This window comes from Streptomyces sp. NPDC030798, assembly GCF_055572275.1.
In genome coordinates, this window is record NZ_JBVIDR010000014.1 from 12,899 (window position 1) to 38,433 (window position 25,535).

Below are 25,535 nucleotides of genomic sequence, written 5' to 3' on the forward strand. Positions count from 1 at the left end.
ACCTGGTGCTATGGCGGGGCGTGAGTGAAGACAGGGGGCGGTCGGCCCGGTATCGTTCAGTGCACCAACGAATCGATCAGGGGAGCGCACATGGCCGCGGTGGACCTCACCACCCACCCCGGGCACCTGGCCCGGAGGCTCCAGCAGGCGCACTACCTGCTGTGGAACACCATGGTCTCGGAGGAGATCACCTCTCCCCAGTTCGCCGTCCTCAACACCCTGGTCGCCGAGCCGGGCCTGGACCAGCGGACCGTGGGGGAGCGGGTGGGCCTGGACCGGTCGACCATCGCCGAGGTCATCAGCCGGCTCGACCGCCGCGGACTGCTGGACAAGGTGCGCGACCCGCAGGACGGCCGCCGCTTCCTGCTCCGCCTCACCGAGGAGGGGACGCGCACCCACCGCAGACTGACCGTGCGCACCGCCCGGATGAACCAGGTCTTCCTCGCCCCGCTCTCCGCCGAGGAACAGGGGCTGTTCGTCGACCTGCTCCGCCGGGTCGCGGACGCCGCGGAAGGCCTGCGCAACCCGGCAGAACCGGCCGTGACCGGGCGGTGAACCGCCCCGCCGCCCGGCACCGCCGAGCGCCGGGACCACGGTCTACGGCTTGGCGGCGAACACCACCCACACCTGGCCGTCGGCGAAGCCCACCGGCCTGCCGTCCGGTCCGGTGAACGTCGTACCCTCCGTGCCGCGAGGCCGCGACCAGGTGGCCTCGAAGGACCGCCCGTCCCGCAGCACCTCCGCCCTTCCGGAGCCGACCGTCTCGGTGTACGGGGTGCGGTTGCCGAGGAAGTCGTGATAGCCGGAGGCCCGGATCCGCACGTACTGCACGACGACCGTCGCCGGTGCCGGCCGCTTGCCGCCGGCCGTCACCGTAGGGCTGCCGTCCATCGCGACCAGCCAGCCGCCCTGGCGCGCGGACCAGGTGAAGGTGAAGCGCGCCGCCGGGTAGCGCACGGTCAGCGAGGACCGCGGGGTGCCGCCCGAGGGCGCCGGGCCGTAGCGGAAGCCGGTGGTCAGTGCCGTGCGCCCGGCAGGAGAGGGCAGCAGCCGGGCGGGGCGCACGTACAGGTTGTGCGGGGCGGCCCGGTCCGCGCTGCGGTAGTAGGCGCCGGCCGCCTCGTCGGGTGACTCCGCGTGCAGCGGTGCCCGGTGGATCAGTGGCAGCAGCCGGTGCTGGGCGCCCGAGAAGGCCAGCGTCGGCTCGTGGAACTGGCGCAGCAGTTCCAGATCGGACTCCCGGACGCTGCGCACCGGCCCCACGGCCTTCGGCAGCTTCGTGGCGTACACCGCCATCAGCCGGCTCAGACCGCCCTCGACCTGCTCGGCGTAGACCACGTCCGCCGCGTCCAGGCCGGTCTGCGGGCGGGCGGCGGACACGTTGTCGATCTTCACGGCCAGTACGGAGCCGGCGGGCGCCGCCGACGTACTCGGCGTCGGCGCCGCGGTCCGCGTCCTCGGGCTCCGGCCGTCGTCGCCGGCCGGGCCGTGCCGGGTGCAGCCCGTCGTGAGGGCCGCCGCTGTCATGGCGGCCAGCAGCGCCGCCGTCAGCGCGGTGCGCCGGCCCCGCGTCCTGCGTCTCGTCCTCACCCTCGCCGCCCCCCTGTCTCCCCCGGTTTCTTCCGATTGTGCGCTCATGTGTTCATTGCGGGCCATGGGCAGGGCGGCGCGGCCGAACCGCGCCGACAGGGGCCACGAGAACCGCGCGACCAGCCGTACCGCGGTTCGGTGCGGGACGGCACGGGTACCCGGGCGCCACCGCAAACCGGACGCGCCAGGGCGAACCGGCGCGCACGCGACCAAGGGAGCGCGACCCCATGAAGGCAGTGACCTGGCAGGGCAAGCGGGACGTGCGGGTGGAGAACGTGCCCGACCCGCGCATCGAGGAGCCCACCGACGCGATCATCCGCATCACGTCCAGCGGACTGTGCGGTTCGGACCTGCATCTGTACGAGGTGCTCACCCCGTTCATGACACCGGGCGACATCCTCGGCCACGAGCCGATGGGCATCGTCGAGGAGGTCGGCCCCGGGGTGCCCGACCTCGCGGTGGGCGACCGGGTGGTGGTGCCGTTCCAGATCGCCTGCGGCAACTGCTGGATGTGCCTGACCGGGCTGCCCACCCAGTGCGAGACCACCCAGGTCACCGGCGAGCACATGGGCGCCGCCCTGTTCGGCTACACCCGCCTGTACGGCGCCGTCCCCGGCGCCCAGGCCGAGTACCTGCGCGTACCGCAGGCGCAGTTCGGACCGATGAAGGTGCCCGAGGGTCCCCCCGACGACCGCTTCGTCTACCTCTCCGACGTCCTGCCCACCGCCTGGCAGGCCGTCGAGTACGCCTCCGTCCCGCCCGGCGGCACCGTCGCCGTGCTCGGCCTCGGCCCGATCGGCGACATGGCCTGCCGCATCGCCCTGGCCCGGGGCGCCGAGCAGGTCTTCGGCGTCGACCTGGTGCCCGAGCGGCTGGCCCGGGCGGCCCGGCGCGGTGTGCAGACGTACGACCTCAGGGCCTTCGACGACGAGAAGACGCTCGTCACCGCCATCCGCGACCAGACCGGCGGCCGGGGCCCGGACGCCGTGATCGACGCCGTCGGCACCGAGGCCCACGGCAGCGCGGCGGCCAAGCTCGCCCAGCAGGCCACCGCGCTCATGCCCCGCAAGATCAGCGCACCGCTCGCGGAGCACTTCAGCGTCGACCGGCTCGCCGCCCTCCACATGGCCATCGAACTGGTCCGGCGGGGCGGCACCCTCTCGCTCTCCGGCGTGTACGGCGGCATGGCGGACCCGCTGCCCATGCTCACCCTGTTCGACAAGCAGATCCAGCTGCGGATGGGCCAGGCCAACGTCCGCCGGTGGAGCGACGAGATCATGCCGTACCTCACCGCCGAGGACCCGCTCGGCGTCGACGACTTCGCCACGCACCGGCTGCCGCTCAGCGAGGCACCGCACGCGTACGAGATGTTCCAGCGCAAGCAGGACGGCGCCGTCAAGATCCTGCTGGAGCCGTGAGGAGCCCTTTCCGGTCGGGCGCCGTGAGCAGCGTCAGGCGCCCAGGATCTCCGTGAGGTCGTAGCGCACCGGCTCCTCGAGCTGGGCGTAGGTGCAGCTCTCCGGGGTGCGGTCCGGGCGCCAGCGGCGGAAGCGGGCCGTGTGCCGGAAGCGGGCGCCGTTCTCCATGTGATCGTAGGCCACCTCGGCGACCCGCTCCGGCCTGAGCGGCACCCACGACAGGTCCTTCTTGCCCGACCAGCGGCTCGGCGCCCCCGGCAGCCGGGCCGTCTCATGGGCGGCCTCGTCCGACCAGGCCGCCCAGGGATGGCCGCTCGCGTCGTCCATGCGCAGCGGCTCCAGCTCCTCCACCAGCTCGGCGCGCTTCTTCATGGCGAACGCGGCCGACACCCCCACGTGCTGCAAGGCGCCCCGGTCGTCGTACAGGCCGAGCAGCAGCGAGCCCACCACCGGGCCGCTCTTGTGGAAGCGGTAACCGGCCACCACCACGTCCGCCGTCCGCTCGTGCTTGATCTTGAACATGACCCGCTCGTCCTGCAGATAGCGCAGGTCCAGCGGCTTGGCGACGACCCCGTCCAGTCCAGCACCCTCGTACTGCTCGAACCACGCGTGCGCCACTTCCGCGTCGGTCGTCGCCGGTGCCACGTGCACGGGCGCGCCCGCCCCGGACAGCGCACGCTCCAGCAGCGCCCGCCGTTCGGTCAGCGGCACGTCCAGCAGGGAGTGGTCGTCGAGCGCCAGCAGGTCGAAGGCGACGAACGAGGCCGGGGTCCGCTCGGCGAGCGTGCGCACCCGTGAGTCCGCCGGATGGATCCGCTCGGTCAGCGCGTCGAAGTCCAGCCGCCCCTCCCGCGCGATCACGATCTCCCCGTCCAGCACGCACCGCCCGGGCACCCGCTCCTTCAGTGCCGCCACCAGCTCGGGAAAATACCTGGTCAGCGGCTTCCCGGTCCGGCTGCCCAGCTCGACCTCGTCCCCGTCGCGGAACACGATCGCCCGGAACCCGTCCCACTTCGCCTCGTAGTGCATGCCCGGCGGGATCCTCGCCACCGACTTGGCGAGCATCGGCTTCACGGGAGGCATCACGGGCAGGTCCATGGACCGACTCTATGAGGCGTCCACGGCGCCCGCCCGCTGTGCGCCGCGGCGAGCAGTGACGGGAGCGCACGGCGGGTGTCTCCCGACAGGAGTCCGTGCACGGGTCTGTCATGAGGCAGGACGAGCAGGATTCGCGCGAACTGCCCCTGTCCGTAGAGCGGTTGTCGGAGTCGGAGCCGTAGGTGATGTCGAGCGGGCCGAGGGCGCCGGCGGGGGCGGTTCCCCAGACCTTGAAGGTGACGATCTTCTTCTTGGGTTTGCTGTCGGTCTTCTCTGTGTCGCTGGTCTTCGCCTTGCCGTCGGACTTGTCGTCGGTGGCGGCCTTGTCGTTCTTGGAGGCGGTGGTCGCCGGCTTGACGTCGTTGCCGGAGCTGTTCGAGCTCTTGGAGCCGCCGCCGGCGATGGCGCCGACGATGCCGATCAGGACGAAGAGGCCGACGAGGCCGAGGCAGCCGAGCCCGATGATCTTTCCTGCGCCGGTCTTCTTCGGCGCCTGGGGCGGGAACGGAGGCCGGCCGTAGGGCGGCTGCGGAGCGCCCCATCCGGGCTGCTGCTGGTACTGCTGGTTCGGCTGCTGCGGCGGGTACTGCTGGCTCACGTGTCCCCCCGAGGGATCGATGTGTCTTACAGGTGTGCGACTTGTCATCGCGAGGTGCGGTTGCGTCATATCGGCGAAAGTCACCCGATCGGACGACCCGGGCCGTCAGCCGACAGGCGGGCGGCCGGGTCGGTGCAGCGGCGCGGCATCAGAGTGGGGACCCCGACAGTCGGGGGGGAGCGCCGTAGCGGGCGGCCCGCACGCCGAGCGCGTCGAGAGGGCGTCTGCAAGGCCTTTGATCTGGGCATCCATGGACCGGCGCAGACCCATGCACCGATTCTGCGCGCCCGCGCCCGGTGCCGCCCGGTGTGCGGGCCGTGCCGCGTGCGCCTACCGTGGCCGCATGGGTGATGCGGTGGAACTGGAGGTGGCCGGCCGGACCGTACGGTTGTCCAGCCCCGGCAAGATCTTCTTCCCCGAGCGCGGATTCACCAAGCTCGACCTCGCCCGGTACTACGCCGCCGTCGGCCCCGGCATCCTGCGCGCCCTGCGCGACCGCCCCACCACGCTCGAGCGCTACCCGGACGGCGTCGGCGGCGAGTGGTTCTTCCAGAAGCGCGCTCCCAAGGGGATGCCCGACTGGATTCCCACCGCCCACATCACCTTCCCCAGCGGCCGCAGCGCCGACGAGATGTGCCCCACCGAGGAGGCCGCCGTGGTGTGGGCCGCCCAGTACGGCACGCTCACCTTCCATCCCTGGCCGGTGCGCCGCACCCATGTCGACCACCCCGACGAACTCCGCATCGACCTCGACCCGCAGCCCGGCACCGACTACGCCGACGCCGTCCGCGCCGCCCACGAACTGCGCGCCGTCCTGGAGGAGTTCGGCGGCCTGCGCGGCTGGCCCAAGACCTCCGGCGGGCGGGGCCTGCACGTCTTCGTGCCCATCGAACCGCGCTGGACCTTCACCCAGGTGCGCCGCGCGGCCATCGCCGTCGGGCGGGAGATGGAGCGCCGGATGCCGGACCAGGTCACCATCAAGTGGTGGAAGGAGGAGCGCGGCGAACGCATCTTCCTGGACTACAACCAGACCGCCCGCGACCGCACCATCGCCTCGGCCTACTCCGTACGCCCCCGCCCGCACGCCCCCGTCTCCGCGCCCCTGCGCTGGGAGGAGGTCGGCGTGGCCCAGCCCCGCGACTTCGACCTCGCGACGATGCCGGCCCGGTTCGCCGAACTCGGCGACGTGCACGCCGACATGGACGAACACGCCTTCTCCCTGGAGCCCCTCCTGGAGCTGGCCCGCCGCGACGAACACGACCACGGGCTGGGCGACCTGCCGTACCCGCCGGAGTACCCGAAGATGCCGGGCGAACCGACCCGCGTCCAGCCGAGCCGGGCCCGCCGCGACCGCACGCCCTGAGGCGTCCGCCCCCAGCCGTCCGAGGCGCCGACGGCTCCGCTAGCTCTGCGGTGACTCGCTCCTGATCACCGCGAACCGCACGCCGTACGGATCGGCGAGCTTGGCCATGCGGCCGACGCCCTCGACGCTCGTCGCCGGCATGCGTACGGTGCCGCCCAGCTGCCGCGCCTTGTCGACCACGGCGTCGGTGTCCTCGACCTCGAAGTACGGCAGCCAGTACGGCCCCGACTCCTTCTCCGTCGGGTCGTCGGCCAGCGGGACCACGCCGCCGAACATCGCGTCCTCCCCGGCGCCGCCGGGGTTGAGGCAGGTGTACGTCCCGCCCGGGAAGGGCGCGGCCGAGGTCTCCAGGCCGAGGACCTGGTGGTAGAACGCGGCAGCCGCCGCGATGTCCGGCGTGTACAGCTCGACCCAGCACAGCGCGCCCGGCTCGTTCGCCGCGTCCACGCCCCTGGTCCGGCCCGGCTGCCAGATGCCGAACGGCACGCCGGCCTGGTCGGCGAGCAGCGCCAGGTGCCCCTCACCCATGACGTCCATGGGCTGCCTCAGCACGCGGCCGTGCGCCTGCTCGGCCGCCTTGGCGGTGGCCTGCGCGTCCTCGCTCTGGAAGTACACCGTCCAGGTCGGCGGCCCCTGGTCCGGGCCGGTCTGCATCCCGCCGGCGACCGTCCTCCCGTCCCGCTGGAAGAAGCCGTAGCCGCCGGCATCCGGTCCCGCCGACCGGAACTGCCAGCCGAAGAGACCGCCGTAGAAGGAGAGGGCGCCGTCGAGATCGGGGGTGGTGACATCGATCCAGTTCGGAGCGCCGTTGACGAAACGGGTGGTGAGCATCTTCGCCCTCCTCGGGAAGGGGGCCCGCACAGCGGGTCCTGTCCTCTGCACAGCCGAGTCTTGCACCGCCCACTGACAACCGCCGCCCAAGCTGCGCCACCTGCCCGCGCTCACCCGTGGGAGCAGCAGGGTTCCGCGCAATTCCGTTCGGACCCGCGCGCCGCCGTGCGCCGGAGGCGTCCCGCGGAGCACCATCGGGTCCACCAGGTGCGGTGACGGCGCGGCCCGGGCCCCGGCCGTGCCGTTGACCCGGCGTTGATCGAACGTTTTTCACCGCCCGGCACGATCCTGGCCATGCACATCGAAACGATCAGCCCGGCCGACACCGCCTGGCAGGCACAGGCCCTGTGCGCGCAGACCGGGGCGGACTTCTTCTTCCCCGAGCCAGGCAGCTCGGTGCGCGAGGCGAAGCGCATCTGCGCCCTGTGCGAGATGCGCCCCGCCTGCCTCGACTACGCGCTCGCCAACGACGAACGCTTCGGCGTCTGGGGCGGCCTGTCCGAGAAGGAACGCCTCGCCCTGCGGCGCACGTCCGGCTGACCCCCCGCCCCGCGCACCTCCCGCGCGCCCGCGGCTCCGGCGTGCGGTTAGGATCCGGAGCGCGCCCGGGCGTAGCGCAGAGGCAGGCGCACCCGCATGGCATGCGGGCCACGCCGGTTCGAATCCGGCCGTCCGGGCGCGTCGGTCCCGTGGAGCAGAGGCAGACTCGCCGCCTTCTCAGGGCGGACACGCCGGTTCGAATCCGGTCGGGACCACACGGGACGACGGACACGGGGCGGGCGGGGCGGATGGGCGAGGCGGCCGGCGGGCCGGGCGGACAGGCGGTCACAGAGGCCGAGCTGGCGGCCTTCCACCAAGTGGTGGGCAAGCTGCGCGCGCTGCCCGTGGACGATCCCGTGCGGCTGCGGGCCGAGCAGGTCGCCGCCTCCTTCGCACGGGACGGGCGGCTCCGGCGCCGCAGGACGCGCGGCGCCGAGGCCTCCGCCTCCGACGCCGCCGCGATGGCCGCGACCGCCACCGGTGCCCTCGACCGGCGCGAGGACGCCCCGCTGGCCGAGCCGGGCGACACGGGGGTCTTCCGCAAGCCGCGCACCTGCTACGTCTGCAAGTCGCCCTATCGACAGGTCGATGCCTTCTACCACCGGCTCTGTCCGAGCTGCGCGGCCGACAACTCCGCCCGCCGCGCCCTGAGCACCGACCTGACCGGCCGCCGCGTCCTGCTGACCGGCGGCCGGGTGAAGATCGGCTTCCAGCTGGCACTGATGATGCTCCGGGACGGCGCCGAGCTGCTGGTCACCTCCCGCTTCCCGCACGACACCCTGCGCCGCTTCGGCGCCGCGTCCGGCAGCGGGCGCTGGCTGGACCGGCTGACCGTGCTCGCCGTCGACCTGCGCGACCCGCGCCAGGTGCTCGGCCTGTGCGAGGACCTCCGGCAGGAGGGGCGGCCGCTGGACGTCCTCGTCAACAACGCGGCCCAGACCGTGCGCCGGCCACCGGAGTCGTACGCACTGCTGGCCGCCGGCGAGTACGACGCGCTGCCTCCCGGTGCCCGGCAGGCGCCCGGTTTCACGCCGATGCGGATGCTGCCGGGCTCGGCCGCCGCCCTGCCGGCGGCGCTGCGCGAGGCCGACGAGGCCGGGCTGCTGCCCGATCCCTCCCCGGAGAACTCCTGGTCGGCGCGGCTCGGCGCGCTCGACGCGGCCGAGGTGCTGGAGACGCAGCTCGTCAACGCGCTCGCCCCCGCCCTGCTGTGCGACAGGCTGCTGCCGCTGCTGCTGGCCTCCCCGCACGAGCGGCGCTACGTCGTGAACGTGACCGCGGTGGAGGGCCGGTTCGCCGTCCGCAACAAGACGGCGGGCCACCCGCACACCAACATGGCCAAGGCCGCGCTGAACATGCTCACCCGCACCAGCGCCGGCGAACTCGCCGAGCGGGGCGTGCACATGTGCGCCGTCGACACCGGCTGGATCACCGACGAGAACCCGGCACCGAAGAAGGCCCGGATGGCGGGCGCGGGCTTCCGCACGCCGCTGGACGTGGTGGACGGGGCGGCCCGGGTGTACGACCCGATCGTGCGCGGCGAGGCCGGGGACCCGGTCGCCGGCGTGTTCCTGAAGGACTACCGGGAGGCACCGTGGTGAGCGACGGATGCCGCGGCGAGAGGCCGGGCTTCGCCGGAGCGCGGGGAGGTCAGGCGTTCCGGCGCATCCCGGTGAACACCTCCGTCCAGAAGCGCTGCTGCTTCTCCGATGCCCCCACCAGATAGGTCGCCCGCAGTTTGGCGGCAGGAGGGCCACCAGGCGGGCGACGACTGCCCGGTGCCGTGTGAGCTGGGACAGTTCGGCGTTGGCGAGGATCTGGTGGACGACGTCGCTGTCGTCGCCGCCCTCCGTGGAGTGCTCGGCGGCCCGGCGCAGCCGCGCCTCCCAGGCGTCGGCGTCCCGCGCCAGCTCACGCAGGCCGGTGACCGGACGGCCCCGGAAGCGGTCCGTCAGGGCGGTGAGCGGCACGGGGGCGTACTCCCCGTCGCCCAGGTAGACCGTGCCCATCTCCAGCGGCAGCCCGCGCCGGTGGAGTTTGATCAGCCGCTCCAGGGTGCGCTTGGTGATCCAGGCACGGCCCTCCTCGTCGATGTCGTGCTTCCACCACTCCAGCACCGTCTCGGCGTCCGAGCCGTAGCGGGCGAGCAGCCACTCGTTGGCCGGGATGTCGTCGGGCTCCACCGTGAGGGAGGCGGTGAAGCGGGTCGCCTGCGCGATGTTGTTCCGCGCGACCAGCAGCTTGCGGCCGAGATGGTACGGCGGGTTCTGCACGGCGATCTGCGCCCTCAGGTTCTCGATCCGCCGCCCGGCCAGCGACCACTCCTGGGTGACCTCCATCAGCTTGGCGAACGCGGCCCTGTCCTTGGGCCGGTTGTACTCGTCCCAGACGATCGCCTTCGGCTCCGGGCCGGTGAACCGGGCCGCCATCAGGGTGTCCAGCGTGCCGTCCGGGGACGGGACGGGCGCGCACAGGTCCTCGACGTTCGTCACCGGCAGGGAGAAGTACAGCGGCTCCCGGCCCAGTCCCGAGCGCAGCGTCTCCCGGACGAACCTCCGTCTTCCCGCAGCCCGGCGGCCCCTGCAGCAGCACGGTCCAGCGGCCCCGCAGCGCCGCCCGCTGGTTCGAATCCAGCCGCCCCGCCCCCCTGCCCGCCGCCGCGCTCAGGCGATGGCGCCCGCCGTCGCGATCAGCTCCGGCGCGGTGCCGTGGAAGGTGTCGACCAGCTGCGCCAGCACCGCCCACGCCTCCTCACGATCGCTCAGGTGCTCGCGCACCAGGGGGCGCAGGGCGTCCTCGGCCTCCCGGCTCCGCGCGGGGAACAGCACATGGCCCAGGGACAGCACCCGAAGGACCTGCGAGGCCGAGCGGTAGGTGCCCGCGTACTGGGCGGGGCCCTCCAGGATGCCCGCCTGCCGGGTCCGGTGCGTGAACTTGGGGTGCGTGCCGAAGCGTGCGCGCAGGCCGGGCGGGCAGTCGGGGCGGACGGACAGGGCCCAGCGGGCGTAGCCGGGCAGCGGGTGCGCGGCGTCGGCCTCGGTCACCGCACGCCAGTCGTCCCGGGTGAGGACCATCGAGGCGGCCCCGCGCCCCGCGGCCATGGACGTGGCCTCGCGCAGGGCACCGACCAGGCCGTGGCGCACGTAACCGGCGGGGATCTCGGGTTCCTCGGCGCGCAGGGCGGGACGTACCGGAACGGGCTCGGTGCGCCCCGCGCCGAAGGGCACGCCTCGGGCGAGGGCCCGTCGCAGGCCCGTGTCGATGCCCGTGCAGTGCCACACCGCGGCGTTGAGGTCCGGGTCGTCCTGCTCCAGGATCCAGAGCACGACCGAGGCCGGCAGGGCGGCGTTCCCCCAGTGCCAGGCGCGGGCCACCCGCCTCCGGACCGCCTCCAAGTCCTCGGGTCCGGGCAGGCCGATGCGCGCCCGGATCCGGCCGGCCGTCTCCTCGTCGGTCAGCCGCAGCAGGAAGCCGACGGCCTGCTCCGCGCTGGTGTGATCACGCATGCGGGCATGATGCCAAACGCCACGGACGGGCCGCACCGGTGATGCGGTGCGGCCCGTGTCCCGTGGGTCAGGCTCCCGCCCGCGCCGCCATCCGCGCCTTGCGCGCGGCAAGGCGCTCGTCGAACCGGAGGGCCTCCGCGTCCAGGCCGCCCAGGAACAGGCCGAGTTCCTCCTGGGCCTGGCGTCCCTCGGGGCCGAGGCCGTCGATCTCCATGATCTTCAGGAAGCGCAGTACGGGCTGCAGCACGTCGTCGTGGTGGATGCGCAGGTTGTAGACCTCGCCGATCGCCATCTGCGCGGCGGCCCGCTCGAAGCCGGGGATGCCGTGGCCGGGCATGCGGAAGTCGACCACGACGTCGCGGACCGCCTGCATCGTCAGGTCGGGGGCGAGTTCGAAGGAGGCCTTCAGCAGGTTGCGGTAGAAGACCATGTGCAGGTTCTCGTCGGTCGCGATGCGCGCCAGCATCCGGTCGCAGACCGGGTCGCCGGACTGGTGGCCGGTGTTGCGGTGCGAGATGCGGGTCGCCAGCTCCTGGAAGGCGACGTAGGCGATCGAGTGCAGCATCGAGTGCCGGTTGTCGGACTCGAATCCTTCGCTCATGTGTGCCATGCGGAAACGTTCCAGCTTGTCCGGGTCCACCGCGCGCGAGGCCAGCAGATAGTCCCGCATCACGATGCCGTGCCGGCCCTCCTCGGCGGTCCAGCGGTGCACCCAGGTGCCCCAGGCACCGTCGCGGCCGAACAGCGAGGCGATCTCGTGGTGGTAGCTGGGGAGGTTGTCCTCCGTCAGCAGGTTGACGACGAGGGCGATGCGGCCGATCTCCGTCACCTTGGACTGGTCCTTGTCCCAGGCCTCGCCGTCCTCGAAGAGGCCGGGGAAGTTGCGGGCGTCCGACCACGGCACGTACTCGTGCGGCATCCAGTCCTTGGCGACCTTCAGATGCCGGTTCAGCTCCGTCTCGACCACTTCCTCCAGGGCGTACAGCAACCGGGCGTCGGTCCAGACGGCAGGGCTGCCGAGGTGCGGGGAAGTGATCGTCACAGGAACTCCAGGGGACGCCGAACAGGGGGGAGGAAGGGGACGGCCCGGCGAGCGGTGCCGGGAAACCTACGTGATCGTAGGCTACGAATCCGTAGGTTACGAAGCCGTAGGTTAAGCCCGCTGTAAAGATCGCTGATCAGCCGACACGGCCGGGCTGTTCCCGGGCATGCGCAACAGCCCCGGGACACGCAGGTCCCGGGGCTGTCGGAGGCGAAGGATCACCCGTTCAGGCGTACAGCTCCCGCATCCGCACCGAGAGACAGGTCACACAGCCCTCGAGCTTCTCGAATTCGCCGATGTCCACCGTGACCACCTCGTGCCCGAGGTCGGTCAGCAGCTCCGCCGTCTGCGGCGCGCTCGCCGCCATGAGCAGCTTGTGGCCGCCGAGCAGCACCACGTGCGCGCCGGACTCCTCGGGCACCGACAGGAAGCCCGGGAACAACGAGGGCCGGTCCACCTTCGGGATGTGCCCGACGACCGTTCCGTCCGGCAGCGCGGTGACCGCCGACTTCAGGTGCAGCACCTTGCTCACCGGTACGGCCACCACGCGCGCGCCCAGCGGCTCGAACGCGGCCCGCAGCTGCTGCACGCCGGCCGCGTTGGTGCGCCCGCCCCGGCCGACGTAGACGGTGTCGCCGACCTTCAGGACGTCACCGCCGTCCAGCGTGCCCGGCTCCCATATCCAGTTGACCGAGCAGCCGAGGCGGGCGACCGCCTCCTCGACCCCCGCGGTCTCCTCGCGCCGGGACTCGGCACCGGGCCGGGTGATCAGCGCGACGTTCTTGTACATGACCACGGTGTCCTCGACGAACACCGAGTCCGGGCAGTCGTCGGCCGGCTCGACCTCGATCGTCTCCCAGCCGTGTGTGCGCAGCGCCTCGACGTACGCCTCCCACTGCTCCACGGCGCGTTCCACGTCGACCTTCTCCCGCTCGATGTGCGTCACCAGGCCTTCGGCGAGGCGCGGGCTGGGGCGGCGGACGAGGGCCTTCTTGCTGGGCACGAGGGGCCTTTCCTGGTCGGTGGTGCGGTACGGCGCCATGATGCGACGCCGGTCCGCCATCATGCAGGGCGCCGTGGCCAGGACAAAACCCTCGTTGTCAGGCTGTGCCCCACCTGAGACGGGCGGCTAGCCCAGGGCGCCCACCTCCTCCGGCGAGGACTCGCGCAGCCGGCCGTCCTCCATCAGCAGCCAGCGGGTGATGCCGAGGGACTCCAGGAACGGCAGGTCGTGGGAGGCCACGACGAGGGCACCCTGGTACGACTCCAGCGCCGAGGTCAGCTGCCGCACGCTCGCCATGTCCAGGTTGTTGGTCGGCTCGTCGAGCAGCAGCAACTGGGGCGCGGGCTCGGCGAGCATCAGCGCCGCCAGGGCGGCCCGGAAGCGCTCGCCGCCGGAGAGCGTGCCCGCCTGCTGGTCGGCCCGCGCGCCCCGGAACAGGAAGCGGGCGAGGCGCGCCCGGACCCGGTTGTTGGTGGCGCCCGGCGCGAACCGGGCCACGTTCTCGGCCACGGTCAGCCCGTCGTCCAGCACGTCCAGGCGCTGCGGCAGGAACCGCAGCGGCACATGCGCCCGCGCCGCGCCGGCGACCGGCGCCAGCTCCCCGGCGACGGTCCGCAGCAGGGTCGTCTTGCCGGCGCCGTTGCGCCCGACGAGCGCGATCCGCTCGGGCCCGCGCAGATCGAGAATCCCCTCCACGCGCGCGCCGTGGGCCATCTCCAGCTTCTCCAGGGTCAGCACCTCACGGCCGGGCGGGACGGCCGTGTACGGCAGGTCGACGCGGATCTCGTCGTCGTCCCGTACGGCCTCCACGGCATCGTCCAGGCGTTCTCTGGCCTCGGCGAGCTTCTCCTCGTGCAGGATCCGGTACTTGCCGGCGGACTCCTGCGCCGTGCGCTTGCGGACGCGCATCACCGCCCGGGGCTCGCGTTTGTTGTCGAACATCTTCTGCCCGTACCGCTTGCGCCGGCTCAGTGCCACCTGCGCGTCGGACAGTTCGCGCTTCTGCCTGCGCACATCCGCCTCGGCCACGCGCACCATCCGCTCGGCGGCCTCCTGCTCGACGGCGAGGGCCTGCTCGTAGGCGGAGAAGTTGCCGCCGTACCAGGCGACCTGCCCGGAGCGCAGCTCCGCGATCTGGTCGACCAGGTCCAGCAGCTCCCGGTCGTGGCTGACCACGACGAGGACACCCGGCCAGGCCGCGACGGCAGCGTACAGCCGGCGCCGCGCGTACAGGTCCAGGTTGTTGGTGGGCTCGTCCAGCAGCAGGACGTCCGGCCGGCGCAGCAGCAGGGCGGCCAGGCGCAGCAGCACCGACTCGCCGCCGGAGACCTCGCCGACGGTGCGGTCCAGGCCGATGTGGCCGAGACCCAGCTCGCCGAGCGTGACGAGGGCACGCTCCTCGACGTCCCAGTCGTCGCCGACCGTCTCGAAGTGCTCCTCGGACGCGTCGCCCGCCTCGATGGCGTGCAGGGCGGCCCGCCGGGCGGCGATGCCGAGGGCCTCGTCGACGCGGAGGGTGGTGTCGAGCGTGACGTTCTGCGGCAGGTGGCCGATCTCGCCGGTCGCCTTGACGGTGCCCTCGGCCGGGCCGAGTTCGCCGGCGAGCAGCTTCAACAGGGTGGACTTCCCCGACCCGTTGACGCCGACGAGACCCGTTCTGCCAGGGCCGAAGGCGATGTCCAGGCCGTCGAAGACCGATGTGCCGTCGGGCCAGGCGAAGGAGAGGGAGCTGCAGGTGAGGGAGGTTGACATGAGGGCCTCGCGGTTGCCGAGTGCGGTCTGGGGGGCACGTGTCGAGACACCGCGAGGCGGAAACCGAGGACCTGGGGCAGGGGGGAACCCATGAAAAAGGGCCTGTGCCGGAGGACGGACGGCTCGGACGCCGAGGTCGCACGCACGCACACCTCACCGGTGTGAACGCGGTGTCTCAGGACCTCAGACGAGCAACGTCCTTCTCCAATCGACGGCAACAGAACCGCTGTACACCGTAGGAGGGGCCGCGGGGCCTGTCAACGCAATTCCCGAGCGCCGCCGCTGCCCACCCGCGCGCAGACGCTCAGCAGGCGTCCCGCATCAGCTCGGCCAGGTCGTGGTCCAGATCGAGCTGCAGATGCTCCAGGCCGACCGGCACGAGGTCACCGGTCGCCTCCAGGAACCGCCGGATCTCACCGGAGCGCACATGCACCACCGCGGTGCCCTCGGGCGCGTGGAACTCCAGCACCGTGCGGTCGTAGCCGTACGGCCGCACCCGGACGTCGCCGAAGCCCTCCGGCGCCCGCAGCCCGGCCGCGAGCAGCTCGCGGGAGAAGGTCCAGCACACCTCGACGCCCTCCAGGGTGGCCGGGGCCGGGAAGGTCATGCGGACGGCGAACGGGTCGCGCCGGTCGTAGCGCAGCGTGGCGGGAATGCTCGGCATGCGCGGTGCGGCGGCGACGAGGCGGGCCTCTACGGACTGCTCGATGACGGTGGACAACGCCTTGCTCCCTCGTGACGGCTGGACGTGCTCCGGGCGTGTGAGACCTGGCACTGGAAGAGACGATGGAATCGGCCAATCCGTGCACACCCCGAACGAGTGACCTCGGTCACCGCGTTCATGCACGGGAGGGCGGCCGCGGAGGCCCCCTGGACGGCGGCGGACGGCTGCACTAGCTTCGCCCGCCATGAGGCGCTCGGTGAGCACGCGACATGGGGGACGGACGGGCCGGCTGGTGGCGGTGGGGGTGGCGTGCGCGGCGGCGCTGGCCGCGCTGACGGTCCCGGCCGCCGGGGCGGGGCCACTCGGCAAGGGGCCGCTGGGTCAGGGGGCGCCGCACTGGGAGGCGAAGGACAGCGGCGCACCTCAGGTCCGCTTCCGGGGCCTGGCCGCCGTCGACCGGCGCACCGCCTGGCTGGCGGGTACGGCGGGCACCGTGCTGCGCACCACCGACGGCGGGGCGAGCTGGCGGAACGTCTCTCCGCCCGGTGCGGCCGACCTGCAGTTCCGGGACGTCGAGGCGTTCGACGCGCGGCGCGCGGTGGTGCTGGCGATCGGCGAGGGCGAGGCGTCGCGCGTGTACCGCACCGACGACGGCGGAGCGACGTGGACGGAGTCCTTCCGCAACACCGACCCGAAGGCGTTCTACGACTGCCTCGCCTTCTTCGACCGCCGCCACGGCCTCGCCATGAGCGACCCCGTGGATGGCCGGTTTCGCATCCTCTCCACCAGCGACGGCGGCCGGTCCTGGCGGGTGCTGCCCGCCGCCGGCATGCCGGCCGCGCTGGACGGCGAGGCAGGATTCGCCGCGAGCGGCCAGTGCCTGGTCACCTCCGGCCCGAGGGACGTCTGGCTGGCCACCGGAGGCGGCGCCCACGCGCGCGTGCTGCACTCCGCCGACCGCGGACTGACCTGGACGGCCGCCGACACGCCGCTGCCCGCGGGTGATCCGGCCAAGGGCGTCTTCGCGCTCGCCTTCCGCGACCGCGCCCACGGACTCGCGGTCGGCGGCGACTACCGCCCCGGCGAGTCCTCACCCGAGGCCGCCGCGGTCACCGCCGACGGCGGCCGCACCTGGCGTCCCGCCACCACCCCGCCGCCCGCCTACCGGTCCGGCGCCGCCTGGCTCCCGCACAGCCGCACCGTCGCGCTCGCCGTCGGGCCCACGGGCACCGACCTGACGACCGACGGCGGCCGCACCTGGCGGACCGTCGACACCGGTTCGTACGACACGGTCGCCTGCACGCCCGACCTGAGCTGCTGGGCCGCCGGGGAACAGGGGCGGGTGGCGCGCCTGGAACGCTGACGTAACCGCCCAGAAGCCGGGTACTCGTTCCGGACCGCACAGGACCTGCCCTGAAGGAGGGCGAGGAAAGGAGCGATCATGCCAGCCGGTTCCAGCCCCAAGCGCGAACGTCAGTACGAGCACATCAAGGAGAGCGCGCAGGACCGGGGCGAGAGCGCCAGTCGCGCCAAGGAGATCGCCGCGCGGACCGTCAACAAGGAACGCGCCCGCTCCGGCGAGTCCAAGACCGCCAGCCGCAGCTCGACGCAGGACAAGAAGTCGGCGAGCGAGCGCGGCGGGCAGCGGTCGGGCAACCGGGTCGGCTCCCAGGGCCCGACCCGCGACCAGCTGTACAACGAGGCCAAGCAGCGCGGCATCGAAGGCCGTTCGCACATGAACAAGGACGAACTGCAGCGCGCGCTGAACGACAAGAAGAGCTGAACGACAAGAAGCGCTGAACGGCGAGAGGCGCTGAACGGCGGGAGGCGCTGAACCCCGAGAGGATCTGACCGCCGGGGAGAGCCGACCCGGCTGTTCAGTTCACGGTCTGCCGGTGGTGTGCCAGCTCGGGAGCCGTCTTCGTGGCGACGAACTCCGTGATGCGGTACGTGCACACCCCGGCGGCCACGAACGGGTCGCCCGCGGTGACCTCCTCGATCCGGGCGCGGTCCTCCGCGACGGCCAGGATGACCCCGCCGTCGCGGGGGTTCTTGCGTCCGGACGCAAGGAAGTGGCCCTTCTGGTACTGCTCGTCGAGCCAGGCGACATGCGCCGGGATGACGGCGTCGACGGCGTCCAGCGGGGCGGTGTACGTCAGCTCCAGTACGAACATGATCGCGAGACTACCCCCGCGGAGGGCCGGGCGGTCCAGGGGCCGTACAGTCCTGGCCACATGAGGACCGTTGGCGTACCCGCGGGCTGGCCCGCGACCGAGGAAGAGGCACGCGCGGTACAGGACCGGCTGCGCGACCGGGTGGTGCTCGACGAGCCCGGGCCGCCGCCCGGGACCGGCCATGTCACGGGCGTGGACGTGGCCTATGACGACGAGCGCGACCTGGTGGCCGCCGCGGCGGTCGTCCTGGACGCCGCCACGCTCGCCGTCGTGGCGGAGGCGACGGCCGTCGGCCGGATCTCCTTCCCCTACGTGCCCGGACTGCTGGCCTTCCGCGAGATCCCGACCGTACGGGCCGCCCTGGACGCCCTGCCGTGCACGCCCGGCGTGGTCGTCTGCGACGGCTACGGCCTCGCCCACCCGCGCCGCTTCGGCCTCGCCAGCCACCTCGGTGTGCTCACCGGCCTGTCCACCGTCGGCGTCGCCAAGAACCCGTTCACCTTCACGTACGACGAGCCGGCACGCGCGCGTGGCAGCGCCGCACCCCTCCTGGCGGGCACGGAGGAGGTCGGCCGCGCGCTGCGCACCCGCGACGGCGTGAAGCCGGTCTTCGTCTCCGTCGGCCACCGCGTGAGCCTGGACAACGCCCTGGCCCACACCCTCGCCCTGACCCCCCACTACCGCCTCCCGGAAACCACCCGCAGAGCCGACGCCCTGTGCCGGCTCGCACTGCGCGAGGCGACCGGGAGGCCGGGGGAGGCCTGAGGGCTCGTGCGGCAGGGACTCGCCGGCCCGCCGACGGGCGCTGAAGGCGGCGGCCGGGGAGGAGCGCCCGTTCGAACGCAGTGCGGGAAGCGGGCGGGCGGTCGCGAGAGGCTTGAGCATCCTGAGCGGTGCAGGTCCCGCCTGCGCGGGGCGGCCGGGAGGGGCGGAGGGTTCAGCGCGGAATGAGTAGCCCGTCTGAGTACGTGCACGGATGTGCCTGCTCGGGGCCCGGCGGCAGGCTGGGCCGCATGACGACGCATCGGTCCGCCAAGCCCGTGACCCGCCCCGCCCAGCCTGTCGAGCGTGCCGTGACGGCCGCGCTGGTCCTCGCCGTCGTGGCGGGGCTCGCGTGGATCGGCGGGATGCTCTGGACCCTGCTGGGGTGGCAGTCGTAGCCCGCGCGGCCTACCGGGAGTGGGCCACCCGGAAGGTGATCCCCGCCCGGCGCAGCCGCTCGGTCAGCGCGTCGCCCATCGCCTGGGCCGTCGTGACCTGCCCGGCCGTCGGCGGGAGTTCGTCGAAGGCCAGGCTGAGGGCCGCCTCGGCGAACATCTTGGCCGTCTCGTCGTAGCCCGGGTCCCCGCCCGCGACCTCGGTGAGCACGCGTCGCCCGCCGCCCTCGCCGACGAAGCGCACGGAGAACCAGCTCTTCGCCCGCCTCTCGGCGCTCGGCCCCTCCCCGGGGCTGAGCCGGCCGGACAGCCAGCGCCGGGCCGGCGGCAGCTGGGCGGCGGCTCCCACCGCGCCGACGGCCGCGATCCCGCCCAGGGCGACCGGCAGGTGCCGGACGGCCGCGTAGTGGCGGTAGCGGAAGTCGGGGCCGTAGCGGTCCAGGGCCTTCGCCGAGCGGCGCACGATCTGCGGGTCGATGGTCGGCAGCGGCAGCACCCACGCGCCGACCTCCCGGGCGAACCGCGGCGCCCCCGCCGGTGCCGTCACCCGGCGTCCCATCAGCCGCGGCTCGTGCCGGCGCCGTTCCCGGGCGGCGGCCACGAGCTGCCGGCCGCGCGCGAACTGGTTCAGCGCCGAGGCCAGCGTGCCGCCGGAGAAGGCCGCGTCGACGGTCACGAAGCCGTCCACGGTCAGCGGCACGCCCTCCGGCAGCTGCCGCACCGTGAAGTACGCGCCGAGGTCGTGCGGCACGGAGTCGAAGCCGCAGGCGTGCACGAGGCGGGCGCCGGTCTCCCGCGCGCGCGTGTCGTGCCGGACGTACGTCAGGTCCACGAACTCGGGCTCGCCGGTGAGGTCGAGGTAGTCGGTCCCGCTGTCCGCGCAGGCGGCGACCAGATCCTGGCCGTAGGTGACGTACGGCCCCACGGTCGTGGCGACCACGCGCGCGTGCTCGGCGAGCGTGCGCAGGGTGGCCGGTTCGGCCACGTCGGCCCGGAGCACGCCGACATCGGCGGCGCCCGGCAGCTGCTCGCGCAGCCGCTCCAGTTTCCGCTCGTCGCGGCCCGCGACCGCCCAGCGCAGGTCCGCGGGGGCGTGGGTGGCGAGGTACCGCGCCGTCAGTGTGCCGACGAAGCCGGTGGCTCCGAAGAGCACGAGGTCGTAGGGACGATCCGTCCTGTTTAGCCTGCTCATGACACCCCATTGGTCGTGCAGCACGCGCCGCTGTCGGTGGCTGAGGCTAGCGTGAGGAGTGCTGGGCCCGACGGCCGGGCACTTCGCTAAGCGCTTGCTCGTTCAGGTCTTGTGTCCGGTGGAACGTGTTCTTAGCATCACCGGTGTTACATCAGTTGTGTCACATGGGCTCGGCTTGGGGGCAGCACGCATGACGACGGCAGGGACGCCGGGGCAGGGCCCGCTCCACGGGGTGCGCGTGGTGGAGCTGGCCGGGATCGGGCCGGGCCCCTTCGCCTGCATGCTCCTGGCCGACCTGGGCGCCGACGTGGTGCGGGTGGACCGCCCGGGCGGCCCCGGCCTCGGGATCGAGCCGGCCTACGACGTGACGAACCGCAACAAGCGCTCGGTCGTCGTCGACCTCAAGGCACCGGACGGCCCCGCGCGCGTGCTCGACCTCGCCGCCCGCGCCGACGTCCTGATCGAGGGGTACCGGCCCGGCGTGGCCGAGCGGCTCGGCGTCGGACCCGACGCCTGCCACGCCCGCAACCCCCGCCTGGTCTACGGCCGGATGACCGGCTGGGGCCAGGACGGCCCGCTCGCCGACCGCGCCGGGCACGACGTGGCGTACATCGCCCTCACCGGCACCCTCGGCCTGATCGGCCGACCGGACGAGCCCCCGGCCGTCCCCGCCAACCTGCTCGGGGACTACGCGGGCGGCTCCCTCTACCTGGTCGTCGGCGTCCTCGCCGCCCTGCACCACGCGCGCGCGACCGGCACCGGACAGGTGGTGGACGCGGCCATCGTGGACGGCACGGCACACCTGTCGGCGATGATCCACGGCATGCTCGCCGCCGGCGGCTGGCAGGACCGGCGCGGCGCCAACCTCCTAGACGGGGGCTGCCCGTACTACGGCACCTACGCGACCGCCGACGGCGGGTACATGGCGGTGGGTGCCCTGGAGCCGCGGTTCTACGAGGAGTTCCTGCACCTGCTCGGCCTGGACGACCTCGCCCCGGCCCGCACGGACACCACCCGTTGGGGTGAACTGCGCGAGCGTGTGGCCGCCCGCTTCTCGTCCCGGACCCGCGAGGAGTGGACGGCCGTCTTCGCGGACTCGGACGCCTGTGTGGCCCCCGTGCTGTCCCTGCGTGAGGCCCCGCACCACCCGCACCTGGCCGCCCGCTCCACCTTCACCGACCACGGCGGCATCACCCAGCCGGCCCCCGCCCCCCGCTTCTCCGCGACCCCCACCGCCGTCCGCACCGGCCCCGCCCTGCCCGGGGACGGCGCCGCGACGGTGGCCCGCGACTGGGGCATACCCGACCTCGTGACCGACGACCTCGCCGCCGACGGCGACTGACCCCGCCCGCCCGGCCCACCCTCCCGAAAGGCACCCCAGTGAGCACCGAAGCGTACGTGTACGACGCGATCCGCACCCCGCGCGGCCGCGGCAAGGCGACCGGCGCCCTGCACGGCACCAAGCCCATCGACCTGGTCGTCGGCCTGATCCACGAGATCCGCGACCGCTTCCCTGGCCTGGACCCGGCCGCGATCGACGACATCGTGCTCGGCGTCGTCGGCCCCGTGGGCGACCAGGGCTCGGACATCGCCCGGATCGCGGCGATCGCCGCCGGACTGCCGGACACGGTGGCGGGCGTGCAGGAGAACCGCTTCTGTGCCTCCGGCCTGGAGGCCGTCAACCTGGCCGCCGCCAAGGTCCGCTCCGGCTGGGAGGACCTGGTCCTCGCCGGGGGCGTGGAGTCCATGTCCCGGGTGCCGATGGCCTCGGACGGCGGCGCCTGGTTCAACGACCCGATGACCAACCTGTCCGTCAACTTCGTGCCCCAGGGCATCGGCGCCGACCTCATCGCCACCATCGAGGGCTTCTCCCGCCGGGACGTGGACGAGTACGCGGCCCTGTCCCAGGAGCGTGCCGCCACCGCCTGGAAGGAGGGCCGCTTCGACCGCTCCGTCGTCCCGGTCAAGGACCGCAGCGGCCTGGTCGTCCTCGACCACGACGAGCACATGCGGCCCGGCACCACCGCCGACTCCCTCGCGGGACTCAAGCCGTCGTTCGCCGACATCGGCGAACTCGGCGGATTCGACGCGGTGGCCCTGCAGCGGTACCACTGGGTGGAGAAGATCGACCACGTCCACCACGCCGGCAACTCCTCCGGCATCGTGGACGGCGCCTCGCTGGTCGCGATCGGATCCCGGGAGGTCGGCGAGCGCCACGGCCTCACCCCGCGCGCGCGGATCGTCTCCGCCGCCGTCTCCGGCTCCGAGCCCACCATCATGCTCACCGGCCCGGCGCCCGCCACCCGCAAGGCGCTCGCCAAGGCCGGCCTCACCATCGACGACATCGACCTGGTCGAGATCAACGAGGCGTTCGCCGCCGTCGTACTGCGCTTCGTCAAGGACATGGGCCTGTCGCTGGACAAGGTCAACGTCAACGGCGGCGCCATCGCCCTCGGCCACCCGCTCGGCGCGACCGGCGCGATGATCCTCGGCTCGCTCATCGACGAACTGGAGCGCCAGGACAAGCGCTACGGCCTCGCCACCCTGTGCGTCGGCGGCGGCATGGGCATCGCCACCATCGTCGAGCGCATCTGAACTCCCCGCGGAACACGCGACATCAGACTTCAACGGAGACGACTGTCATGACCGAGAGCACCACCATCCGCTGGGAGCAGGACGACACCGGTGTCGTCACCCTCGTCCTCGACGACCCCAACCAGTCCGCGAACACCATGAACCAGGCGTTCCGCGACTCCCTCGCCGCGATCACCGACCGGCTGGAGGCCGAGAAGGACGCCATCCGCGGCATCATCGTCACCTCCGCCAAGAAGACCTTCTTCGCCGGCGGCGACCTGCGCGACCTGATCCGGGTCACCCCGGAGACCGCCCAGGAGCTGTTCGACGGCGGCCTCGCCATCAAGCGGAACCTGCGCCGTATCGAGACCCTCGGCAAGCCCGTCGTGGCCGCCCTCAACGGCGCGGCCCTCGGTGGCGGTTTCGAGCTCGCCCTGGCCTGCCACCACCGCGTCGCCCTCGACGCGCCCGGCTCCAAGATCGGCTGTCCGGAGGTCACCCTCGGGCTGCTCCCCGGCGGCGGTGGCGTCGTCCGCACCGTCCGCCTGCTCGGCATCGCCGACGCACTGCTGAAGGTGCTGCTGCAGGGCACCCAGTACAACCCCCGGCGCGCCCTGGAGAACGGCCTCGTCCACGAGGTGGCCGCGACCCCCGAGGAGATGCTGGCCAAGGCCCGCGCCTTCATCGACGCCCACCCCGAATCGCAGCAGCCCTGGGACCGGCCCGGCTACAAGATCCCCGGCGGCACGCCCGCGAACCCGAAGTTCGCCGCCAACCTGCCCGCCTTCCCGGCCACCCTGCGCAAGCAGACCAACGGCGCCCCCTACCCGGCACCGCGCAACATCCTCGCGGCGGCCGTCGAGGGCGCCCAGGTCGACTTCGAGACCGCCCAGGTCATCGAGGCCCGCTACTTCGTGGAGCTGGCCGCCGGGCAGACCTCGAAGAACATGATCCAGGCCTTCTTCTTCGACCTCCAGGCCGTGAACTCCGGCGCCAACCGCCCGAAGGGCGTCGAGCCCCGCAAGGTCCGCAAGGTCGCCGTCCTCGGCGCCGGGATGATGGGCGCCGGCATCGCCTACTCCTGCGCCCGCGCGGGCATCGACGTCGTCCTGAAGGACGTCTCCCTGGAGGCCGCCCTCAAGGGCAAGGCCTACTCCGAGAAGCTCTGCGCCAAGGCCGTCGCCAAGGGCCGCACCAGCCAGGAGAAGGCCGACGCGCTGCTCGCCCGCATCACCCCGACCGGCGAGGTGGCCGCGCTCGCCGGCTGCGACGCGGTCATCGAGGCCGTCTTCGAGGACACCGCGCTCAAGCACAAGGTGTTCCAGGAGATCGAGGCCGTCGTCGCGCCCGACGCGCTGCTGTGCTCCAACACCTCCACCCTGCCCATCACCGCGCTCGCCGAGGGTGTGCAGCGCCAGGCCGACTTCATCGGGCTGCACTTCTTCTCGCCCGTCGACAAGATGCCGCTGGTCGAGATCATCAAGGGCGCGCGCACCGGCGACGAGGCCCTCGCGCGGGCCTTCGACCTGGTCCGGCAGATCAACAAGACGCCGATCGTCGTCAACGACTCGCGCGGCTTCTTCACCTCCCGGGTGATCGGCCACTTCATCAACGAGGGCGTCGCCATGGTCGGTGAGGGCGTCGAGCCCGCCTCCGTGGAGCAGGCCGCCGCCCAGGCCGGCTACCCGGCGAAGGTGCTCTCCCTGATGGACGAGCTGACCCTCACCCTCCCGCGCAAGATCCGCAACGAGTCGAGGCGGGCCGTGGAGGAGGCCGGCGGCACCTGGACCGCGCACCCGGCGGAGGCGGTCATCGACCGCATGGTCGACGAGTTCGGCCGGACGGGCCGCAGCGGAGGAGCGGGCTTCTACGACTACGCCGAGGACGGCAGGCGGGCCGGCCTGTGGCCGGGCCTGCGCGAGCACTTCACGCGGCCCGGGCACCGGATCCCGTTCCGGGACATGCAGGAGCGCATGCTCTTCGCCGAGGCGCTGGACACCGTGCGCCTCCTCGAGGAAGGCGTCCTGACCTCCGTCGCCGACGCGAACATCGGCTCGATCCTCGGCATCGGCTTCCCGGGCTGGACCGGCGGCGTGCTGCAGTACATCAACGGCTACGAGAACGGCCTGCGGGGATTCGTGGCCCGCGCGCGGGAGCTGGCCGAGCGCTACGGCGAGCGGTTCACCCCGCCCGCGCTGCTGGTGGAGAAGGCGGAGCGCGGGGAGCCGTTCAGCGACTCAGTCCGCTCCTGACCCGGTGAGCCACTCGCTCAGCTCTTCCCGCAGCGAGCGCTGGAACGTGGTCAGCAGCGCCTGCACCACCAGCGGGTGCATGTGCGCCGACAGGGACTTCACGTCCCGGGCGTCACGCTCGGCCACCTCGCCGCGGAAGAGCTGGGAGAGCTCGTGGGCCGCGGCGCGCGAGTGCTCGGTGAGCACCTTGCGCGCCGCGAGGATCGCCTCCTGGGACAGCGGTACGTCGAGGAGCTGGACGCCGAGCCGGAGCAGCCCCGCGTCCACGCGGAACGTCTCGCCCTCGCCCGCCGTCACGACGTTCATCGCCACCAGCCGGTCGATGTCCCCGTCGGTCAGCGGACGCCCGGCCCGGCGGTCGAGCTCCGGCCGGGTCACCTCCTCCACCGCGTCCGGCGCCCAGGAGGCCACCACGGCGCGGTGGATGGCCAGACCGTGCGGGCCGAGGTCCGGCGGAAGCTGCCGCAGATACCGCTCGATCGCCGCGAGCGTCATGCCCTGGCGCTGCAGCTCCTCGATGAGGGTCAGCCGTGCCACATGCCCGGGCCCGTAGTGCCCCACCCGGCGCGGACCGATGACCGGCGGAGGGAGCAGCCCCTTGCCGGCGTAGAACCGCACGGTGCGCACCGTGACGCCCGCCCGCGCGGCCAGCTCGTCGACGGTGAGGGTCGTCTCCTCGGCATCGGTCGTCATGCGCAGCAGTATCGCTGTCTCACCAATGGTGTGAAACCTGGGGAGGCCGTGTGAGAAGTGCCGCTGTGTGAGCCGGACCACCGCATAC

The 25,535-nt window shown here is 72.9% G+C and carries 24 protein-coding genes, 2 tRNA genes and 1 pseudogene; 15 read left to right on the forward strand and 12 right to left on the reverse strand.

Annotated features, from left to right (window positions below; genetic code table 11):
• The first annotated feature begins 90 nt into the window (after window positions 1-90).
• A complete protein-coding gene (locus tag ACZ404_RS28400; RefSeq protein WP_468444687.1) occupies window positions 91-555 on the forward strand; it encodes a MarR family winged helix-turn-helix transcriptional regulator in 465 nt (154 codons plus the stop codon).
• A 42-nt stretch (window positions 556-597) separates the two neighbouring features.
• Here the strand turns inward: ACZ404_RS28400 and ACZ404_RS28405 are convergent, their stop codons facing one another.
• Window positions 598-1,638 (reverse strand): DUF3048 domain-containing protein, encoded by a 1,041-nt coding sequence (locus ACZ404_RS28405; RefSeq protein WP_468444689.1) that lies wholly within the window; start codon window positions 1,636-1,638, stop codon window positions 598-600.
• Window positions 1,639-1,817: 179 nt separating this feature from the next.
• Here ACZ404_RS28405 and ACZ404_RS28410 point away from each other — a divergent pair, with 179 nt between their 5' ends.
• Window positions 1,818-3,008 (forward strand): zinc-dependent alcohol dehydrogenase, encoded by a 1,191-nt coding sequence (locus ACZ404_RS28410; RefSeq protein ID WP_468444690.1) that lies wholly within the window; start codon window positions 1,818-1,820, stop codon window positions 3,006-3,008.
• Between the two features lie 33 nt (window positions 3,009-3,041).
• On the opposite strand, the gene ACZ404_RS28415 is transcribed toward ACZ404_RS28410, so the two are convergent.
• Window positions 3,042-4,106, reverse strand: coding sequence for an ATP-dependent DNA ligase (locus tag ACZ404_RS28415; RefSeq protein WP_468444692.1), 1,065 nt, complete (start codon window positions 4,104-4,106; stop codon window positions 3,042-3,044).
• Between the two features lie 236 nt (window positions 4,107-4,342).
• On the opposite strand from ACZ404_RS28415, the gene ACZ404_RS28420 reads away from it, so the two are divergent.
• Window positions 4,343-4,627, forward strand: coding sequence for a hypothetical protein (locus tag ACZ404_RS28420; RefSeq protein WP_468444694.1), 285 nt, complete (start codon window positions 4,343-4,345; stop codon window positions 4,625-4,627).
• A 420-nt stretch (window positions 4,628-5,047) separates the two neighbouring features.
• Window positions 5,048-6,067, forward strand: coding sequence for a non-homologous end-joining DNA ligase (gene ligD, locus ACZ404_RS28425; protein ID WP_468444696.1), 1,020 nt, complete (start codon window positions 5,048-5,050; stop codon window positions 6,065-6,067).
• A 39-nt stretch (window positions 6,068-6,106) separates the two neighbouring features.
• On the opposite strand, the gene ACZ404_RS28430 is transcribed toward ligD, so the two are convergent.
• On the reverse strand, window positions 6,107-6,898 hold the full coding sequence (locus tag ACZ404_RS28430; RefSeq protein ID WP_468444698.1) for a VOC family protein: 792 nt from the start codon (window positions 6,896-6,898) through the stop codon (window positions 6,107-6,109).
• A gap of 294 nt (window positions 6,899-7,192) precedes the next feature.
• Between ACZ404_RS28430 and ACZ404_RS28435 the strand changes: the two genes are divergently transcribed.
• The 4 genes from ACZ404_RS28435 (at window position 7,193) to ACZ404_RS28450 (ending at window position 9,039) form a co-directional block, all read left to right on the forward strand.
• Complete coding sequence (locus ACZ404_RS28435; RefSeq protein WP_468444700.1) at window positions 7,193-7,438, forward strand: WhiB family transcriptional regulator; 246 nt, start codon at window positions 7,193-7,195, stop codon at window positions 7,436-7,438.
• 65 nt (window positions 7,439-7,503) lie between these two features.
• Window positions 7,504-7,575 (forward strand) — tRNA-Ala (locus tag ACZ404_RS28440).
• A gap of 6 nt (window positions 7,576-7,581) precedes the next feature.
• Window positions 7,582-7,653, forward strand: a tRNA-Glu gene (locus ACZ404_RS28445).
• Between the two features lie 33 nt (window positions 7,654-7,686).
• Complete coding sequence (locus tag ACZ404_RS28450) at window positions 7,687-9,039, forward strand: SDR family NAD(P)-dependent oxidoreductase (RefSeq protein ID WP_468444702.1); 1,353 nt, start codon at window positions 7,687-7,689, stop codon at window positions 9,037-9,039.
• Window positions 9,040-9,088: 49 nt separating this feature from the next.
• Here the strand turns inward: ACZ404_RS28450 and ACZ404_RS28455 are convergent.
• The 6 genes and pseudogenes from ACZ404_RS28455 to ssgD form a co-directional block, all read right to left on the reverse strand.
• Window positions 9,089-10,057, reverse strand: a pseudogene (locus ACZ404_RS28455) (ATP-binding protein); the annotation flags it as partial.
• A 44-nt stretch (window positions 10,058-10,101) separates the two neighbouring features.
• The gene (locus tag ACZ404_RS28460) at window positions 10,102-10,944 is read right to left on the reverse strand and encodes a hypothetical protein (protein ID WP_468444704.1); all 843 of its coding nucleotides are present in this window, start codon (window positions 10,942-10,944) and stop codon (window positions 10,102-10,104) included.
• A gap of 67 nt (window positions 10,945-11,011) precedes the next feature.
• Window positions 11,012-11,986 carry an acyl-ACP desaturase gene (locus ACZ404_RS28465; protein WP_468444706.1) on the reverse strand — a complete coding sequence of 325 codons (975 nt, stop codon included), beginning with the start codon at window positions 11,984-11,986 and terminating at the stop codon, window positions 11,012-11,014.
• A 226-nt stretch (window positions 11,987-12,212) separates the two neighbouring features.
• On the reverse strand, window positions 12,213-12,989 hold the full coding sequence (gene ddaH / locus ACZ404_RS28470; RefSeq protein WP_468444708.1) for a dimethylargininase: 777 nt from the start codon (window positions 12,987-12,989) through the stop codon (window positions 12,213-12,215).
• Between the two features lie 126 nt (window positions 12,990-13,115).
• Entirely contained in the window at window positions 13,116-14,741 is a 1,626-nt protein-coding gene (locus ACZ404_RS28475) for an ABC-F family ATP-binding cassette domain-containing protein (protein ID WP_468444710.1), read from the reverse strand.
• 304 nt (window positions 14,742-15,045) lie between these two features.
• Complete coding sequence (gene ssgD / locus ACZ404_RS28480) at window positions 15,046-15,462, reverse strand: spore wall synthesis regulator SsgD (RefSeq protein WP_468444712.1); 417 nt, start codon at window positions 15,460-15,462, stop codon at window positions 15,046-15,048.
• A gap of 187 nt (window positions 15,463-15,649) precedes the next feature.
• Between ssgD and ACZ404_RS28485 the strand changes: the two genes are divergently transcribed.
• The gene (locus ACZ404_RS28485; protein ID WP_468444713.1) at window positions 15,650-16,768 is read left to right on the forward strand and encodes a WD40/YVTN/BNR-like repeat-containing protein; all 1,119 of its coding nucleotides are present in this window, start codon (window positions 15,650-15,652) and stop codon (window positions 16,766-16,768) included.
• Window positions 16,769-16,846: 78 nt separating this feature from the next.
• Window positions 16,847-17,188: a plasmid stabilization protein gene (locus tag ACZ404_RS28490; RefSeq protein WP_468444715.1), complete on the forward strand. Its 342-nt coding sequence runs from the start codon at window positions 16,847-16,849 to the stop codon at window positions 17,186-17,188.
• A gap of 94 nt (window positions 17,189-17,282) precedes the next feature.
• On the opposite strand, the gene ACZ404_RS28495 is transcribed toward ACZ404_RS28490, so the two are convergent.
• Window positions 17,283-17,579, reverse strand: a complete 297-nt coding sequence (locus tag ACZ404_RS28495; protein WP_468444717.1) for a YciI family protein — start codon at window positions 17,577-17,579, stop codon at window positions 17,283-17,285.
• Window positions 17,580-17,639: 60 nt separating this feature from the next.
• Between ACZ404_RS28495 and ACZ404_RS28500 the strand changes: the two genes are divergently transcribed.
• Both ACZ404_RS28500 and mmpA read left to right on the forward strand, forming a co-directional pair.
• The gene (locus tag ACZ404_RS28500; protein WP_468444719.1) at window positions 17,640-18,344 is read left to right on the forward strand and encodes an endonuclease V; all 705 of its coding nucleotides are present in this window, start codon (window positions 17,640-17,642) and stop codon (window positions 18,342-18,344) included.
• 248 nt (window positions 18,345-18,592) lie between these two features.
• Window positions 18,593-18,739: a morphogenic membrane protein MmpA gene (gene mmpA / locus ACZ404_RS28505; protein ID WP_468444722.1), complete on the forward strand. Its 147-nt coding sequence runs from the start codon at window positions 18,593-18,595 to the stop codon at window positions 18,737-18,739.
• A 10-nt stretch (window positions 18,740-18,749) separates the two neighbouring features.
• Here mmpA and ACZ404_RS28510 read toward each other — a convergent pair whose 3' ends face one another.
• On the reverse strand, window positions 18,750-19,928 hold the full coding sequence (locus ACZ404_RS28510) for a saccharopine dehydrogenase family protein (protein ID WP_468444724.1): 1,179 nt from the start codon (window positions 19,926-19,928) through the stop codon (window positions 18,750-18,752).
• 190 nt (window positions 19,929-20,118) lie between these two features.
• Between ACZ404_RS28510 and ACZ404_RS28515 the strand changes: the two genes are divergently transcribed.
• From ACZ404_RS28515 to ACZ404_RS28525, 3 genes are read left to right on the forward strand one after another with little or no spacing between them, the layout of a single operon-like run.
• Complete coding sequence (locus ACZ404_RS28515; RefSeq protein WP_468444726.1) at window positions 20,119-21,270, forward strand: CaiB/BaiF CoA transferase family protein; 1,152 nt, start codon at window positions 20,119-20,121, stop codon at window positions 21,268-21,270.
• A 38-nt stretch (window positions 21,271-21,308) separates the two neighbouring features.
• The gene (locus tag ACZ404_RS28520; protein ID WP_468444727.1) at window positions 21,309-22,523 is read left to right on the forward strand and encodes an acetyl-CoA C-acetyltransferase; all 1,215 of its coding nucleotides are present in this window, start codon (window positions 21,309-21,311) and stop codon (window positions 22,521-22,523) included.
• A 47-nt stretch (window positions 22,524-22,570) separates the two neighbouring features.
• Window positions 22,571-24,754: a 3-hydroxyacyl-CoA dehydrogenase NAD-binding domain-containing protein gene (locus tag ACZ404_RS28525; RefSeq protein ID WP_468444729.1), complete on the forward strand. Its 2,184-nt coding sequence runs from the start codon at window positions 22,571-22,573 to the stop codon at window positions 24,752-24,754.
• Here ACZ404_RS28525 and ACZ404_RS28530 read toward each other — a convergent pair.
• Window positions 24,740-25,447 carry a MerR family transcriptional regulator gene (locus tag ACZ404_RS28530; RefSeq protein ID WP_468444731.1) on the reverse strand — a complete coding sequence of 236 codons (708 nt, stop codon included), beginning with the start codon at window positions 25,445-25,447 and terminating at the stop codon, window positions 24,740-24,742. The genes ACZ404_RS28525 and ACZ404_RS28530 overlap by 15 nt on opposite strands.
• Between the last annotated feature and the right edge of the window lie 88 nt (window positions 25,448-25,535).

Excerpts from the sequence above, each read along its gene's own strand:
- ACZ404_RS28400 (WP_468444687.1), top strand. The coding sequence starts at position 91 with ATGGCCGCGGTGGACCTCACCACCCACCCCGGGCACCTGGCCCGGAGG.
- ACZ404_RS28405 (WP_468444689.1), bottom strand. The coding sequence starts at position 1,638 with ATGAGCGCACAATCGGAAGAAACCGGGGGAGACAGGGGGGCGGCGAGG.
- ACZ404_RS28410 (WP_468444690.1), top strand. The coding sequence starts at position 1,818 with ATGAAGGCAGTGACCTGGCAGGGCAAGCGGGACGTGCGGGTGGAGAAC.
- ACZ404_RS28415 (WP_468444692.1), bottom strand. The coding sequence starts at position 4,106 with ATGGACCTGCCCGTGATGCCTCCCGTGAAGCCGATGCTCGCCAAGTCG.
- ligD (WP_468444696.1), top strand. The coding sequence starts at position 5,048 with ATGGGTGATGCGGTGGAACTGGAGGTGGCCGGCCGGACCGTACGGTTG.
- ACZ404_RS28430 (WP_468444698.1), bottom strand. The coding sequence starts at position 6,898 with ATGCTCACCACCCGTTTCGTCAACGGCGCTCCGAACTGGATCGATGTC.
- ACZ404_RS28435 (WP_468444700.1), top strand. The coding sequence starts at position 7,193 with ATGCACATCGAAACGATCAGCCCGGCCGACACCGCCTGGCAGGCACAG.
- ACZ404_RS28450 (WP_468444702.1), top strand. The coding sequence starts at position 7,687 with ATGGGCGAGGCGGCCGGCGGGCCGGGCGGACAGGCGGTCACAGAGGCC.
- ACZ404_RS28460 (WP_468444704.1), bottom strand. The coding sequence starts at position 10,944 with ATGCGTGATCACACCAGCGCGGAGCAGGCCGTCGGCTTCCTGCTGCGG.
- ACZ404_RS28475 (WP_468444710.1), bottom strand. The coding sequence starts at position 14,741 with ATGTCAACCTCCCTCACCTGCAGCTCCCTCTCCTTCGCCTGGCCCGAC.
- ACZ404_RS28485 (WP_468444713.1), top strand. The coding sequence starts at position 15,650 with ATGAGGCGCTCGGTGAGCACGCGACATGGGGGACGGACGGGCCGGCTG.
- ACZ404_RS28490 (WP_468444715.1), top strand. The coding sequence starts at position 16,847 with ATGCCAGCCGGTTCCAGCCCCAAGCGCGAACGTCAGTACGAGCACATC.
- ACZ404_RS28495 (WP_468444717.1), bottom strand. The coding sequence starts at position 17,579 with ATGTTCGTACTGGAGCTGACGTACACCGCCCCGCTGGACGCCGTCGAC.
- ACZ404_RS28500 (WP_468444719.1), top strand. The coding sequence starts at position 17,640 with ATGAGGACCGTTGGCGTACCCGCGGGCTGGCCCGCGACCGAGGAAGAG.
- mmpA (WP_468444722.1), top strand. The coding sequence starts at position 18,593 with ATGACGACGCATCGGTCCGCCAAGCCCGTGACCCGCCCCGCCCAGCCT.
- ACZ404_RS28510 (WP_468444724.1), bottom strand. The coding sequence starts at position 19,928 with ATGAGCAGGCTAAACAGGACGGATCGTCCCTACGACCTCGTGCTCTTC.
- ACZ404_RS28515 (WP_468444726.1), top strand. The coding sequence starts at position 20,119 with ATGACGACGGCAGGGACGCCGGGGCAGGGCCCGCTCCACGGGGTGCGC.
- ACZ404_RS28525 (WP_468444729.1), top strand. The coding sequence starts at position 22,571 with ATGACCGAGAGCACCACCATCCGCTGGGAGCAGGACGACACCGGTGTC.
- ACZ404_RS28530 (WP_468444731.1), bottom strand. The coding sequence starts at position 25,447 with ATGACGACCGATGCCGAGGAGACGACCCTCACCGTCGACGAGCTGGCC.